This is a genomic window from Cellvibrio fibrivorans (genome assembly GCF_031457055.1).
Taxonomy (GTDB): domain Bacteria; phylum Pseudomonadota; class Gammaproteobacteria; order Pseudomonadales; family Cellvibrionaceae; genus Cellvibrio; species Cellvibrio fibrivorans.
In genome coordinates this window covers 227,005-241,634 of sequence record NZ_JAVDVX010000007.1, presented here as the reverse complement: position 1 = coordinate 241,634, position 14,630 = coordinate 227,005, and the positions used below count along the sequence as shown (strand labels likewise).

The 14,630-nt window shown below is 48.9% G+C and carries 11 protein-coding genes; 8 read left to right on the top strand and 3 right to left on the bottom strand.

Translation table 11 applies throughout. The features are described 5' to 3' along the window. The first annotated feature begins 97 nt into the window (after positions 1-97). From J2X05_RS18205 to J2X05_RS18180, 6 genes are all read left to right on the top strand, one after another. The gene (locus J2X05_RS18205) at positions 98-850 is read left to right on the top strand and encodes a DUF72 domain-containing protein (protein ID WP_310075229.1); all 753 of its coding nucleotides are present in this window, start codon (positions 98-100) and stop codon (positions 848-850) included. Positions 851-998: 148 nt separating this feature from the next. Further along, positions 999-1,991, top strand: coding sequence for an LLM class flavin-dependent oxidoreductase (locus J2X05_RS18200; RefSeq protein WP_310075226.1), 993 nt, complete (start codon positions 999-1,001; stop codon positions 1,989-1,991). 244 nt (positions 1,992-2,235) lie between these two features. After that, positions 2,236-3,918, top strand: coding sequence for a carbohydrate-binding protein (locus J2X05_RS18195; RefSeq protein WP_310075224.1), 1,683 nt, complete (start codon positions 2,236-2,238; stop codon positions 3,916-3,918). Between the two features lie 534 nt (positions 3,919-4,452). Continuing rightward, positions 4,453-6,084, top strand: coding sequence for a methyl-accepting chemotaxis protein (locus tag J2X05_RS18190; protein ID WP_310075222.1), 1,632 nt, complete (start codon positions 4,453-4,455; stop codon positions 6,082-6,084). Positions 6,085-6,101: 17 nt separating this feature from the next. Beyond that, positions 6,102-6,797: a response regulator transcription factor gene (locus J2X05_RS18185; RefSeq protein WP_310075220.1), complete on the top strand. Its 696-nt coding sequence runs from the start codon at positions 6,102-6,104 to the stop codon at positions 6,795-6,797. Between the two features lie 314 nt (positions 6,798-7,111). Next, a complete protein-coding gene (locus J2X05_RS18180; protein WP_310075218.1) occupies positions 7,112-8,794 on the top strand; it encodes a methyl-accepting chemotaxis protein in 1,683 nt (560 codons plus the stop codon). Between the two features lie 118 nt (positions 8,795-8,912). Here J2X05_RS18180 and J2X05_RS18175 read toward each other — a convergent pair whose 3' ends face one another. The 3 genes from J2X05_RS18175 to J2X05_RS18165 all read right to left on the bottom strand — a co-directional run bounded on the left by J2X05_RS18175 (position 8,913) and on the right by J2X05_RS18165 (position 12,276). Further along, a complete protein-coding gene (locus J2X05_RS18175; protein WP_310075216.1) occupies positions 8,913-10,007 on the bottom strand; it encodes an NADH:flavin oxidoreductase/NADH oxidase in 1,095 nt (364 codons plus the stop codon). A 202-nt stretch (positions 10,008-10,209) separates the two neighbouring features. Beyond that, the gene (locus tag J2X05_RS18170; RefSeq protein WP_310075213.1) at positions 10,210-11,109 is read right to left on the bottom strand and encodes a LysR family transcriptional regulator; all 900 of its coding nucleotides are present in this window, start codon (positions 11,107-11,109) and stop codon (positions 10,210-10,212) included. A 15-nt stretch (positions 11,110-11,124) separates the two neighbouring features. Next, positions 11,125-12,276 (bottom strand): L-lactate dehydrogenase, encoded by a 1,152-nt coding sequence (locus J2X05_RS18165; protein WP_310075211.1) that lies wholly within the window; start codon positions 12,274-12,276, stop codon positions 11,125-11,127. A gap of 193 nt (positions 12,277-12,469) precedes the next feature. Between J2X05_RS18165 and fucP the strand changes: the two genes are divergently transcribed. Then, positions 12,470-13,738 (top strand): L-fucose:H+ symporter permease, encoded by a 1,269-nt coding sequence (gene fucP / locus J2X05_RS18160; protein WP_310075207.1) that lies wholly within the window; start codon positions 12,470-12,472, stop codon positions 13,736-13,738. After that, a complete protein-coding gene (locus tag J2X05_RS18155) occupies positions 13,735-14,580 on the top strand; it encodes an amidohydrolase family protein (protein WP_310075204.1) in 846 nt (281 codons plus the stop codon). Before fucP ends, J2X05_RS18155 begins: the two co-directional genes overlap by 4 nt. Positions 14,581-14,630: the final 50 nt, after the last annotated feature.

Below are 14,630 nucleotides of genomic sequence, written 5' to 3'. Positions count from 1 at the left end.
GCGCGACTTTCCTCGCGCTTTTTTATTGGCAGCCTCGCACGGAAAAATTTTGGCGGGAGATGACCAGCGATTATGCACCAGCCTGGTTTGAGGTGATATGAAAGCGAATGAATCACCAATTTACATTGGAACCAGTGGTATTGCATTGCCCGGTAGCAAAATCAGTTTCCCCGAACAATTTCGTTCAGGTACCCGGTTGCAATATTACAGCTCAATATTTAATTCGTTGGAAGTGAATAGCTCGTTTTATAAACTTCCTCAGGCCAAAACATTTTCTAAATGGGGTGGCGAAGTTACGGACAACTTTATTTTCAGTGTAAAGCTATCAAAATCGATAACGCATGCAAAGCAATTGAATTTTGAGGTCGCTGATATCGCTAATTTTATCTCCGCAACAAAAGAATTGAACGGGCATAAAGGCGCGCTATTAATTCAATTTCCGGCAAGCATAACCATAGCTTATGCGGATAAGGTATTAAGCATTCTGCACCATTTAACATCGATACAAACAGTGCCTTTTTGGCAATTAGCGGTCGAGGTTCGCCATAACAGTTGGTATACAAATGACTTCTATACTGCGCTGCAAAAATATCAAGCATCGCTCGTATTTCATGATATGCCTAGCGTTAAAACCCCCTTGGATCACACTGCAACTGACGTTATCTATTTACGTTTCCATGGGCCATCAGGGAACTACACCGGTTCCTATGATTACCAAATAATTGAAGCGTATGCACAAAGGATTCGACAGTGGCACATCGGTGGGAAAACGATATTTGTCTACTTCAACAATACCATAGGCGATGCGTACAATAATGCACTTACACTTCAGAGGTTGTTGAATCTATAAGCCCTGGATTACATTAAGTACAACAATCAATTTATGTCATATTCACAGAGTGCAAACGGTAAAGAATTACTAAACTACCTTCGCACAAACCCATCACCAGATCTTTTACCCGTAAAATACAACCCTATCCATCGGATGAGGTTGTGTTATGTCTGTCGAATTCTCTCTGCTTGAACTCGCGTCTGTGCGCATCAATGAAACTCCCTGTGACAGCTTTACGCATGCCGTGGCTTATGCCAAGGCGGCCGATGCCTTGGGGTTTAAGCGGTTTTGGTTGGCGGAGCATCACAATATGCAGGGCATTGCCAGTTCGGCTACGGCGGTGTTGATTGGGCATATTGCTGGGAATACGCAGCAGCTGCGCGTGGGGTCTGGTGGGATTATGTTGCCCAACCACTCGCCGCTGATTGTGGCGGAGCAATTCGGCACGCTCGCATCGCTTTATGGCGACCGCATCGATTTGGGCTTGGGGCGCGCTCCGGGGACTGACCCGGTTACCAGCCGTGCATTAAAACGCGATGATACTGCTGCGGAAAATTTTGCGCAGGAAGTGCAAGTGATCCAACAATTATTACAGCCGAGTTCACCGCAACAGCGATTGCGCGCTGTGCCGGGTGAAGGTACGCAAGTGCCAATCTGGATTTTAGGTTCCAGCCTTTACAGTGCGGGGCTTGCGGCACAATTGGGATTGCCTTATTCATTCGCCGGGCATTTTGCGCCCGCCTATATGCGTGCTGCACTTAAACGGTATCGCGCAGAATTTCGCCCATCAGCATATTTGGATAAACCCTATTTTATGTTGGGATTGCCGGTTATTTGGGGCGAGACAAATGAGCGGGCGATGTTTAATGCATCCACCGGATTTCAGAGGATTGTGGCGTTGTTTCGCGGTGAGCCTATGTGGTTGCGGCCGCCGGTTGATATTGCGCAAATAGATTGGTCCGCTGGCGAAAAAAATAATGTGGAGGAATTTTTAGCGCTCGCACAAATTGGTGATGAACTTCAAATTTTGGATGGCTTGCAGCAATTGCGCGATGAACTCGCCATCGATGAATTTATGTTTACGATCGATGTGTATGACCGCGACTTGCGCATTAAAACTTTATCCACTCTCGCGCGCCTTAAAGAACATCTGCGTTAATAGAAAATCCCATCTGAATTAAACGCTAATAAAATCATTATGATAGGTCAGGCGTGCCACTTTTTAACACGCCTGGCACTCCCGCTGTTCCCAGTCACTTTATCGCCCAACTGAAACTGACTAGCAAATCATTCTCCATCGGGGCTAGGCTCCTGCACTCGCGTATTGCTGTTACATAACGTTGCGCGTGTTTCCCATACTAATAATGAATTCAACCTTTCCCTATGATCATCGGAGAATCTCCATGCACCCCTGCTTAAAACGTCCTTCACTATTATTGCCTTTTATTTTATTGGGCAGCCTTAACTACGCAGCCATTTGTGCGGCTGCACCTTATCAAGCCGAGGATTACGCGGCTGCCTTTGATACCACCACCGGCAATACGGGCAATGTGTATCGCACCGGTAATGTGGATATTCAAGCGACCACCGATACTGGTGGCGGCTTTAATGTGGGTTGGATTGAACCCACCGAGTGGCTCAGCTTTAACAATTTAGTTATTCCCGCAACGGGCGATTATTTAATAAGTGCACGTGTTGCGAGCGCGAGTGGTGGCACCTTGTCGCTGGATTTAAATGGCGGTTCTATTCCATTGGGCGCGCTCGCCATAACTGGCACTGGCGGTTGGCAAACCTGGAAGACTTTTTCCAAAGTGGTGAAAATAAATGCGGGCACTTATAGCCTGGGTGTTTATGCTACCACCGGCGGATGGAATTTAAATTGGGTTGATGTGGTGTCTTGCCAGCAAACCGATTGCGGTCATGCCATTCCAGGGCGTGTAGAAGCCGAGCGCTACAATAGTTTTCTGGATACAACGGCGGGCAATACCGGCGGCCAATTGCGCACGGACAATGTAGATATTGAACTCACTACAGATTCCGGCGGCGGCTACAACGTGGGTTGGATCGACGCGGGTGAATATTTGCGTTACCGAGTGAATGTGAGTATGAAGGGCCGCTATAAAATGACGGCGCGGGTTGCATCGCCCAACAGCGGCACCTATTTCAAATTAAAACTCAACGGCAGCGACCTTGGCAGCCGCATTAATGTTCCTACTACCGGCAATTGGCAAACCTGGCAGAATGTAAGTGTCGAGGTATCGCTCGACCAAGGCGCGCATGAATTGGAAGCCTATTTTGAAACCGGCAATTTCAATCTGAATTATGTGGATTTTGAATACCTTGGCCCCAACGATAATTCCAGCAGTAGTTCAAGCAGTAGTTCCAGCAGCGCCGGAACTTTAAAAGTAATGACCTACAACGTGCGCACTACACCCGCCGGTGATGTGGGCGAACGCTTTTGGGATAACCGCAAAGCTGAGTTGATTACCGCCATTAAAACCCAATTGCCGCAAGTGATTGGGTTTCAGGAGGCCACCACTGAGCAGCACGATTATATTAAAGGCAGCCTCGGCGGTAATTGGTCTTCATCGCCACAGCGCCAAATTATTTATCGCAATGATGCGTTTGATCTAGTGCAAGGCGGCATTATTGAATTGGTGGCCGATGTCTGGGGCAGACGTACCAGTGAATGGATAAAGTTGCGCAGAAAATCTGACAGCCGCGAATTTTTGTTTTTGAATAATCACTGGGGTGTTGATGGTAATTCGCAACAAGGTTCTGCAAATATTTTGCGTGATACCCTACCAAGCTTGAACCAGAGTTGGTCGCTGCCAACTATTTTATTGGGCGATTTAAATGCAGCGCCGGGTAGTGGCCCGATCAATACGCTGATGAACCAAACACAACTCATCAGCCTATTTACCGGTAACACGTTTAATGGTTGGAATCCAACGCCTAACGTGCAATTGGATTATATTTTTGCCAGCAAGTTTACGCTGTCTGGCTGCAACCTGATTACCTATCGCGAAGGCACTACGCCACCATCGGATCACTATCCGATTTTCTGTGAGGTGAAGTTTTTGTAAGGCGACGTATTTATATGTCTGTATCCATACAAAGTTGACCTTACAGTTACTTGAGTTGACACCTACAATTTTTCAGACGATTTAATTGATCCCGGCTTTTACAGGCCGGGATTTTTTTCATAGGCAGGCCCTGATTCGTGATCTGGAATTTCTTATGGTGCGTATCGGGTTGCTTATAGATCTGATGTGCAAAAATAATGAGTTGATTGCGAATCTTTCTTACTGGCGTTCATGCGCCGTCATGCATTTTTTATCAGTGTCCCACTTCTTTCTATATAACCATTTTGTCGCGCCTTGAAAATTACCGAGCAATTTTTGTTGGTGGCTTGGTGATTGCTCATTTTTTAACGCGAAATCAAATTAAAAACTCGCAGAATGGTTTCTTGTTGCTATGGTTACTGATACGGAATTCATTGCGCAGACTTGGTTTTTATCAGGCGATTTGTTGCAAATGAACGATCTTCTCCTGAACTGCCAGGTTAAAGGATTAGTAATACTAAATATCCTCTAACGAACTACGGGTCCAATTGCTCTATGAAAGTTATTAATCGCTTGTATATCGGCTTCGTTTTATTGTTGCTACTGATGATTTTAACTACCGTGATGGGGGTTCTTAAAATCAGAAAAGCAGACCAGATACTTACGACTGTCGCCGAACAAACCTCTGTTGAGCAACGTCAGGCGATTAATTTTCGCGGCAGCGTACATGATCGTGCCATATCCATTCGCGACGCGGTACTTGAAGGTAATTTGACCGCCAGCCAAAAACACTTGGGCGATATCGTCAAGCTCGATAAATTTTATCAAGACTCAGCGGTTTTGCTTGACCGGCTGTACAGCTCCAAACAAGGCAACAATCCTGAAGAGCAGCGATTATTGGCTGCGATCAAAACTATCGAAAAACAAACCTTGGAAATTACAGCTCAATGTATCCGCTTACTGAATGCGAATGATTATGATCAGGCGCGGAGCTTTTTGTTGTCGGATGTTTCCCCTTCTTACGCGGAATGGTTAAAGCGTATTAATGCGCTGATTGATCTTCAGGAAAAAGAAATTCAGCAAAGTGTTAAATCAGTGCGTGATGAAACCCATAGTTTTCAATTGTTTATGATGATTGTAACCGCTTTTTCGCTGGTGATCGGCGCTGCCTTTTCTGTGCTGACGGTAAAAAGATTGTTACAAATTCTCGGCGGAGAACCTGAACAAGCAGCTGAAATCATTAATCAAATTGCCGATGGTGATCTGCGCTTAACCGTTGAAGCATCTGCGCCCAACAGCATTATGAGCGCCTTGCATAAGCTTAATAGCCAGCTGAATCAAATGACGGCTAGTACAACAAAAGCAGCAGCAGATCTGATGTCTGCCTCTACGGATTTGCTTAACACATCAAAGCAAAACGAAAAATTAATTGGCCAGCAAAAACATGAAACCGAACAAGGTGCTTCGGCTATACAGCAAATGGCCAATAGCGTAATCGATGTGGCGCATCACACAAATCAGGCGGCGATTTTAGCGCAAACAGCCATGAAGGAATTTACAGCGGGCCAGCAGGAAGTTGATAAAACGCAACAAACTATTTCGCAGTTGGCGAGTAAAGTGGGTGAGGCTGCTGTGGTCATTGATAATCTGTCGGAAGGCAGCCGTGAAATTGGTTCGGTGTTAGACGTGATACAAGGTATCGCAGAGCAAACCAATTTGCTCGCATTAAATGCAGCCATTGAAGCGGCGCGCGCGGGCGAGCAAGGACGGGGTTTTGCGGTGGTTGCCGATGAGGTGCGTAGCCTCGCTGGTCGCACCCAACAGTCAACACGTCAGATACAAGAAGTTATCAAGCGAATGCAGGATGGTTCGCAAAAAGCAGTAGAAGTAATGAAGCAGGGGCAGGAGCAGGCCAGCCTGAGTGTTGATCAGGCGCATCGCGCTGGTGATGCATTGAAAGCAATTAACTCCTCGGTGACACGCATTAATGATATGAATACACAAATCGCCGCGACTGCTGAAGAGCAATCTGTAGTAGCTGCTGACATCAACAAAAACTTCGATCGTATTACGCATTCTGCCAATTTGGCGGAGCAGGAAGCACGCAAGATTACCCAGTCAAGCAATGCATTAGATGGTTTAGCGACTATACTGGGCTCTGCAGTAAAACAATTTAAAGTCAGTTAAATGGAAGGTTTACTCACTTGCTCGCCGTCGCCATCGTTGAAGATGATAAATCTGTCGCACAACTGGTCAGCTTATGGCTCGCGCCTTACGGTTACGAGTGTCATTGTTTTGAGTCGAGTGAGGCGTTTTTGGCTTCCAATTGGCAAGCGCAAGGAATATCGCTGCTGTTAGTCGATTGGCAGTTACCGGGCATCAGTGGTATTCAACTGACCAAGCAGTTGATCAATGAACCCGATTGCCCGGCGATTATCTTCGTTACCAGCTTCGGGCGGGCGGACGATATTGCACAGGCCTTGCATTTGGGGGCAGACGATTTTGTCACTAAACCGGTGAATAAAAGTGTGTTGCTTGCTCGCATAAGAGCGGTAATGCGCCGTCGGGGTAAAGACCTCAATGCGTTGAGTCCCGGGCTTGAAGTTACCTTGCTTCCCTCGTCGTTGGAGATAATCATTCGCAATGGTGGCCGTTGTCGCCTTTCACCCTCTCAATTTCGAACGCTTGAATTTCTGCTACGTCACGAAGGGCAAGTGGTAAGCCGCGAGGTCTTGAGCGAAGCCATTTGGGGGGATGTTGAAGCCGGTCAACAGGGCAGGGCATTGGATCTGTTGATAAGCCGACTCCGCCTCAAGTTAGAAACTCTTCCTGATAACCCCGTGTCAATTGTCAGTCACTACGGCTTGGGTTACGCCTGCCATCGTAGTGGCGCGCATTAATTCTGACGATTGAACTGATTTATTTCTGACAATGTATCCAATTGTATTGTGCGAAGGTGATTTTTCTTGCGCGCTTTATTGTATACAAAACTCCTCCCTCTACACTCTCAACTGAGAGCACCTTCGTGCATGGGTAACTCCACGCGGTTCGGTCAGGTCTTTTATTCTGGCTGGACAAAAAGCACCGGCGTAACTCCAGGTTGATCGGCTTCGTCTAACACCAAATGACAATGGTGGTGCCCGGAGGGATTTAATAATTCACATAACCGTAAAGTTTGCATCGCTGTTAATTATTAATACAGGAATGATTCACAATGAAAACCTTCCACAAGCTTGCATTGATTGCTTTATTGCCCTGTATATTTTTAGTTTTTCTCGGCTATCGTTCCATTTCGGCACTTGAAGCGGAACACGCCAGTATTACCACTATTTATAAAGACCGTGTTATTCCACTGCGAGACTTAAAATTAGTCGCCGATGCTTATGCAGTTGCAGTGATCGATACTGTGAACAAGCTCAATGCTGGATTAGTGCATCCTGACAGCGCCAGTAAATCGTTATCGCAAGCAAAAATAGATGTGGAAAAACTGTGGAGTGGCTACAAAAAAACCTATTTAACGCGCGAAGAAACGTTCCTCATGGAAGCAGTGGATCGCTTGTTGCCTGCTGGCAATATTGAAATAGACCGTGTGCTTGCAAAAATCGGAAATCTGAACGGAGAAGCGGCAGGACAGTTTAATGAGTTTGATGGGGAACTATACTCCGCCATAGATCCTATTAGCGAAGGTTTGACCAAGCTAATCGAATTGCAATTGACTATTGTAGATGAAGAATTCCAGCGATCCGAGAAAGCGCTAAGAACTACAGAACTCATAACGATATTACTCACATTGATAAGCATTGTTGCCAGTATTAGCTTGGGTGCTACGATTGCCAAACAGTTAGTGCGTCGTATTGGCGGTGAGCCTGATGATGTTGCCTTGAACGTGCAGAAAGTTGCTGATGGATGGCTTGTGTTAAATCTCGCCTATCAGCCACCGGCAAATAGCATTATGCGTGCAGTGTTGGATATGAGTAAGAAGCTTCAGGAAACAGTACACGAAATCAGACGTTCATCGACAGAGCTTCAGGAAGCTTCGCACGAATTAGCCGAAAGTAGTCGTCGCACCTCAGAGGAGTTGGATATCCAACAGCAGCAGACACAGCAAGTTGCAGCGGCGATGAATGAAATGACGGCGACAGTCGCGGAGGTCGCCTTAAATGCGCAAAATGCGTCAAACGCAACACACTCAGCTGATGAGCAAACCAGGATTGGTGAAGTCGCCGTTCTTCGCTCTATTCAAGCTGTTTTGGATTTATCTAATGAAGTAGAACAAACGTCAGGCGTTATTACTCAACTGGCGATAGACAGTAGTGAAATAGGAAAAGTGTTGGAAGTCATTCGCAGCATTGCTGCACAGACCAACTTGCTTGCGTTAAATGCCGCAATTGAAGCTGCACGTGCCGGAGAGCAAGGTCGAGGGTTTGCGGTGGTAGCTGATGAGGTTCGCACATTAGCAAGCCGGACGCATAGCTCTACTCAAGAAATTCAGGCTATGATCAGTAAAATACAAACTGGTATTAGCAATGCTGTAACGGTAATGGAAACTAGCCGAGGCGAAGCTGCAGAGACTGTAGGGCATGTAAAACACACGCAACAAATACTGGCTGATATAAAACAGTCTGTTTCACAAATTAACGGAATGAATTTACAAATTGCGACAGCAGCGGAAGAGCAAAGCATGGTGGCGGAAGATATCAATAGAAATGTGGTCAGCATTAACAACGTTACTGACGTTGCCGTTAGTGCAATTGGGCAAGTCGAAAATTATGCTCAAACATTGGCTGTAGTTTCTCAGCATCTGCATCAACGTGTAAACTTTTTCAAGCTGGAAGGGCAACCGAAAGAAAAAAGAGTATTCGAAACATTTTCACGAACCAGAATGGTAAGTGTGTGAAATATAGTTCGCCGCTTGTAATTTAAAAATTGATATTCAACCTGCCGCAATAATCCCGCTGATGTTCAATCAGCGGGATTTTATTTTCTATCTTGCAAATATAAATGTTACAACTCGATCAGGTTCTGTAGCGCTCAAGCCAATGCGCATAAGGTGCAGGTAAAACCCAGGAGGGCTTGTCCACGCCTAATTCTTTCGCCGCAAAATAGGGCCAGTGTGGATTCGCCAAATGCGGGCGACCAATCATCACTAAATCCAATTGTTTATTGGCAATGGCGTGTTCCGCTAATTGTGGCGTACTGAAACCCCAGGCAGATGACACTGGCAAGTCTGCTTCATTACGAACTTTCTCTGCGATGGGTGCGAGGAACGCCGGTGCCCAAGGGATGTTTGCATCGGGGGTGGAAAAGCCGACACTTACGCTCAGCATATCCAAACCATTTTTGCGCAACTGTTTGGTGACTTCGATGGATTCTGCGAGTGTTTCTTCATCGCGACCATCATATTCAATTACACCGAAACGCGCCGTCAGTGGCAAATTTTCTGGCCAAACGCTGCGGACGGCGGCGAGTGTTTCCAATAAAAAGCGGCTGCGGTTTTCGAGGCTACCACCGTATTCGTCGGTGCGTTTGTTGGCGTGCGTTGAGAAAAAACTTTGCGCTAAATAGCCGTGCGCAAAATGCAATTCCAGCCATTTAAAACCAGCGTCACGGGCGCGTTTTGCCGCTGCAGCAAAATCCGCGCATACGCGTTTGATATCGACGATGCTCATCTCGCGCGGTGTTTTATCCAGATCGCCACCGAAGGCGACGGGCGACGGAGAAATGGTTTCCCAGCTGCGCGGATCGTTTGCGGGAATGTGATCGTCGCCTTCCCATGGGCGGTTGGCGCTGGCTTTGCGGCCGGCGTGTGCAATCTGGATTCCGGGAACAGCGCCAGCTTTTTTAATTGCACTGGCGATTTGCGCGAGACCCTCGGCTTGTTCATCACTCCACAAGCCGAGGCAGCCGGGAGAGATACGGCCCTCAGGCGATACTGCTGTTGCTTCAACAATCACCAAGCCCGCACCACCGCGCGCAATGCTGGTGTAGTGTGCAAGATGCCAGTCGTTGCTGAGGCCGTCGGTCGCCATATATTGGCACATTGGCGGCACGGCGATGCGGTTGCGCAATTCAACACTCTTTAATTTAAAGCGGGTAAATAACTCAGACATGTGTGTCTCCAAAAAAGCAGGCGTTGCTGCAAGTGTTCGTCGAATCAAATTCGTGAGTGCAGAGTAACCGCTCTTCAGGTATATAAAAATTTCTATTTTCTTATGATTGCCATCATGAAATTTTATATCTGGAGTTGATGATCAATGATGAGTGATTGATAAGTGATTGATAGGTGGCCGATGGGAGATAAAAAGTGGCGGGTTAATCAGTAATAAATAATTCAAACAACAGGTCGCGAATCCAGCGCTGCGCTGGGTCTTTGTGGGTTCGCTCATGCCATGCCGCGACCAGTGCAAAACCCTCAACCGGCAGTGGTGTTTCTTGTGTTGCCAGTCCGTCGAGGTGTTCAACTAAACGTTTGGGTACGACGGAAATCAAATCGCTGGCGCGGACGATATTGGTCATCACCAAAAAGGATTTTACCGAGAGCATTACTTGTCGTTCGCGCCCGATTTTTGCCAAGGCTTCGTCGGTTGCGCCGCTGAAGCAACCGCCGTTGTAAGAGAAAAGTGCGTGTTCGAGGCGGCAGAATTCGTCGAGCGATAAAGATGTTTGCGCAGCGGGATGTCCGTCGCGCATCACGCACACATATTCTTCGTCGAATAGGCGGCGCGCATGCAAATCGGGTGGGCTATTCGCCGGGCTTAACAACACTAATTGGATATCGCCGCGTTCCAGTTGCGAATGCAAATTTTCGTTTTCAATCGGCAAGAGCGCCACGCGGATATTCGGGGCGCGCTTTTTCAATTCCAACACAAAAGGCACGGCGACCGCTTGTAAGGCATAGTCGGTCGCGGCGATAGATAACGTCATGGTTGCGGTGAGCGGATCAAACTCGGTGGGTGTGAGCAGTACAGCGATTTCCGCCAGCACTTGTTTGACGGGCGCCGCTAATTCCAGTGCGCGCTCGGTGGGCACAACGCCGCGCTGTGAGCGCACAAACAGCGGATCATTAAAGCTTTCACGCAAGCGCGTCAGCATGCCACTCATCGCCGGTTGCGTGAGCGAGAGCCGCTCTGCTGCGCGGGTTACGCTGCGTTCATCCAAGAGGGCATCCAGCGCTTTCAATAAATTGAGATCGATATTTTTTATATCGCGCATGCCACCACGCCCTGTTTATGCCCGGTAATTTTCCAGCATGCTAGCACTTATATCTTCCACACGTGTACAGCCCGACAAGGCCATCGCCACGCGCATTTCTTTTGCAAAAATATCGATCACTTCTTTCACGCCGCGTTTTTGTCGTGCCGCCAATGCGTAAACCCAGGGGCGGCCGATCATCACCATTTTGGCGCCCAGCGCCATGGCGCGGACGATATCCAAGCCCGAGCGCACGCCGGAATCAAGGATCAGGCTGAGGTCATCGCCTACGGCATCGGCGATGCGCGGCAGGGCTTTGATGGAGGAGAGTGCACCATCCAGCTGGCGACCGCCGTGGTTGGAGACGATCAAGCCATCGCAGCCGATAGCTGCGGCTTGTTTGGCGTCGTCGGCATCGAGAATGCCTTTGATAATGAAGTGGCCATCCCACTCAGCGCGGATGCGGTCGATATCAGCCCAGGTGACAGTGGGGTCAAAATTGGCGCCCAGCCAGCTCCAGAATTCATCGATACCGGCTTTGTCACCGAGGATCGGGGTGATGTTGCCAAGTGAATGGGGGCGACCGAGCAGGCCGACATCCCAAGCCCAGTGTGGTTTGGTAAGCACTTGGCCAACGCGGGTCAGTTTGCGCTGCAACAGGCTGCCGCCCGATAAACCCGAGCGCATATCGCGGTAGCGGGTGGCGGGCACGGGCATATCGACGGTAAATAGAAGGGTGTTAGTGCCAGCGGCTTTGGCGCGCGCGAGCATTTCGCGCAGAAAGCCGCGGTCGCGGATCATGTACAACTGGAACCAGAAGGGGTTGTTAACACCGGCGCTCACTTCATCAATCGAGCAGGCCGATACGGTCGATAAACAAAAGGGGATACCGGCTTCTTCTGCCGCCTGCGCCGCCTGTACTTCGCCGCGCCGTGCATTTAAGCCCGCGATACCAACGGGCGATAGACCCAACGGTAGGGAAAACGTTTGGCCAAACAGCGTAGTTTTGGTTGATATGCTGGACACATCGCGCAATACCCGCTGACGTAAAGCGATCTGTTGCAGGTCAGATTGGTTATTGTGCAGGGTTGCCTCGCTAAAGGCTCCACCGTCTATATACTCAAAGAGGAAATGCGGTAAACGTTTGCGGGCGAGGGTGCGATAGTCGTCGATATTAGCGAGGATCATGGCGATTAACCTAGTGTAAAAAAATGTTATAGTTTGATTGACTCTATGTTAGCATCTTTTATGTATAAACCATTTTTTATATGCAATCTAAGTTGTGTGGGAATGGTGTATTGCTAAAGTAACTAAAAAAGTTGCTATAAGCCTGATCAATAACGGGCACTCTCCATCCTAATAATGACAATGTGGAGTCTTGATGAACAATAACGATAAATCCGTAAACCTGTTGTTGCCACTGATCCTGATCATCAGCCTATTCTTCTTGTGGGGTATGGCAAACAACCTCAACGATATCCTGATCACCCAGTTCAAAAAGGTATTTACCCTGTCGGATTTCAAAGCTGGCTTGGTGCAGTCTGCCTTTTATACCGGTTATTTTGTGTTCTCGATTCCTGCTGCCCTTTGGATGAAACGCTTCGGCTACAAAGCGGCGGTGGTCTTTGGCTTGCTGCTCTATGCGGCTGGCGCCTTTCTGTTTTATCCCGCCGCCGCCCAGCGCGAATATGTGCTGTTTCTCGGCGCGCTCTTTGTGATTGCCAGCGGCCTGGCATTTCTGGAGACTTCGGCTAATCCGTTGATTGTCGCTATGGGCGACCCCGCGACCGCCGAGCGCCGGCTCAATTTTGCACAATCGTTTAACCCCTTCGGCTGTATTGCGGGGATTCTGATCGGGCGCGAATTTATCCTTTCCGGTAACGAGCCGACGACGGAAGAGCTGGCGGCGATGAGCGCTGAACAACTGGAGCAGTTTTACCAGTTTGAATCCCATGCGGTGCAGGGGCCCTATCTGGTGATTGGTTTGGTCGTGCTGGCTTGGGCGATGGTGGTATTACTGGTCAAGTTTCCGCGCATCGCGACACAACCCGCTATCGATGAAACCGGCAGTTGGGCGGATTACAAAACCCTGCTGCGCAATGGCGAGTTTATGTTTGGTGTGGCCGCGCAGTTCTTTTATGTGGGCGCGCAGGTGTGCATTTGGAGTTTCCTGATCCGCTATGGGCAGGAGGCGGTGCCGGGCACGGGCGAGAAAACCCTCGCTAACTATTTGATGGGCTCGCTGGTGGTGTTTATGGTCGGCCGTTTTGTCGCGACGGCGCTCATGGGTCGTTTCCGCGCTGCCTGGTTGATGTGGCTGTATGCGCTCGCCAATATCGCCCTCTGCACCTATGCGATGCTGGTTCCCGGGCACACCGGATTGCTGGCGCTCGCAGCGACCAGCTTTTTTATGTCGCTGATGTTTCCCACTATTTTTGCTTTAAGCATTAAAAACCTGGGGGCGCTCGCCAAAGCCGGGTCATCGCTGGTGATCATGGCGATTATCGGCGGTGCCGTGCTCACGGCGGTGATGGGCTTGGTATCGGATTTGACCAGTATCCATTCCGCCGTCGGCGTTCCGCTGGTGTGTTTTGCAGTAATTGCGCTCTATGCACGTAGCCGCGATAAAGCAGAGGTGGTCGCCAAGTGATCGACGCGCACCAACATATCTGGCAACTCGGCGAGCATGATTGCTGTTGGCCGACGCCGGATTTGGTTGCGATCTACCGCAATTTTGGTGTGGAGGATGTGCTGCCGCTGGCCAGGTTTGCGGGGGTGACGGGTTCAGTGTTGGTGCAATCGCAAGAGAGCGATGCGGATACCGATTATTTATTGGCGGTGGCGGAGCAATCCGATTTTGTCAAAGCCGTTGTCGGTTGGGTGGATTTGGCGTCGGAGTCGGCGTCTGCACGTATCGCCCATTTGGCAGGGCATCCCAAATTGCGTGGTCTGCGCCCCATGTTGCAATCTCTGCCAGACGATGACTGGATCTTGCGCCCGGAACTGGAACCAGCGATCGCGGCGATGAAAGGGCACAAATTGAGCTTCGATGCACTGGTCTACACCCGTCATTTGCCACATTTGGAGCAATTTGCGCGGCGCCATCCGGATCTGCCAATAGTGATCGATCATGCTGCCAAGCCAGCGGTTATCGCTACTGATCGTCCTGCCGACGACTGGCGTAATGCCATCGCCAGCATCGCAAGATTACCGAATGTACATTGCAAAATTTCAGGCCTGCCGGCTGAATCGGGCAAAGACCAGGGGCAGGCAGAACTGGCCCCTTATATTCAATATTTACTCACGGTATTCGGAGCTGAGCGATTGATGTGGGGGAGCGACTGGCCTGTCATTGGTTTGGCGCCAAACAAGCAGCTCACTATCTATAAAAATTGGCTTAATCTTGTCCAGCATGCACTTACAGGATGCAAACTGGGCGAAATTGAAAGTGTTTTCATAGGTACAAGTTTGCGTTTTTATCGAATTGCGTAAAGTGGAACGCCTGATGTGGGAGTGTGTGAGTAGAATCCTGTGACAACAAG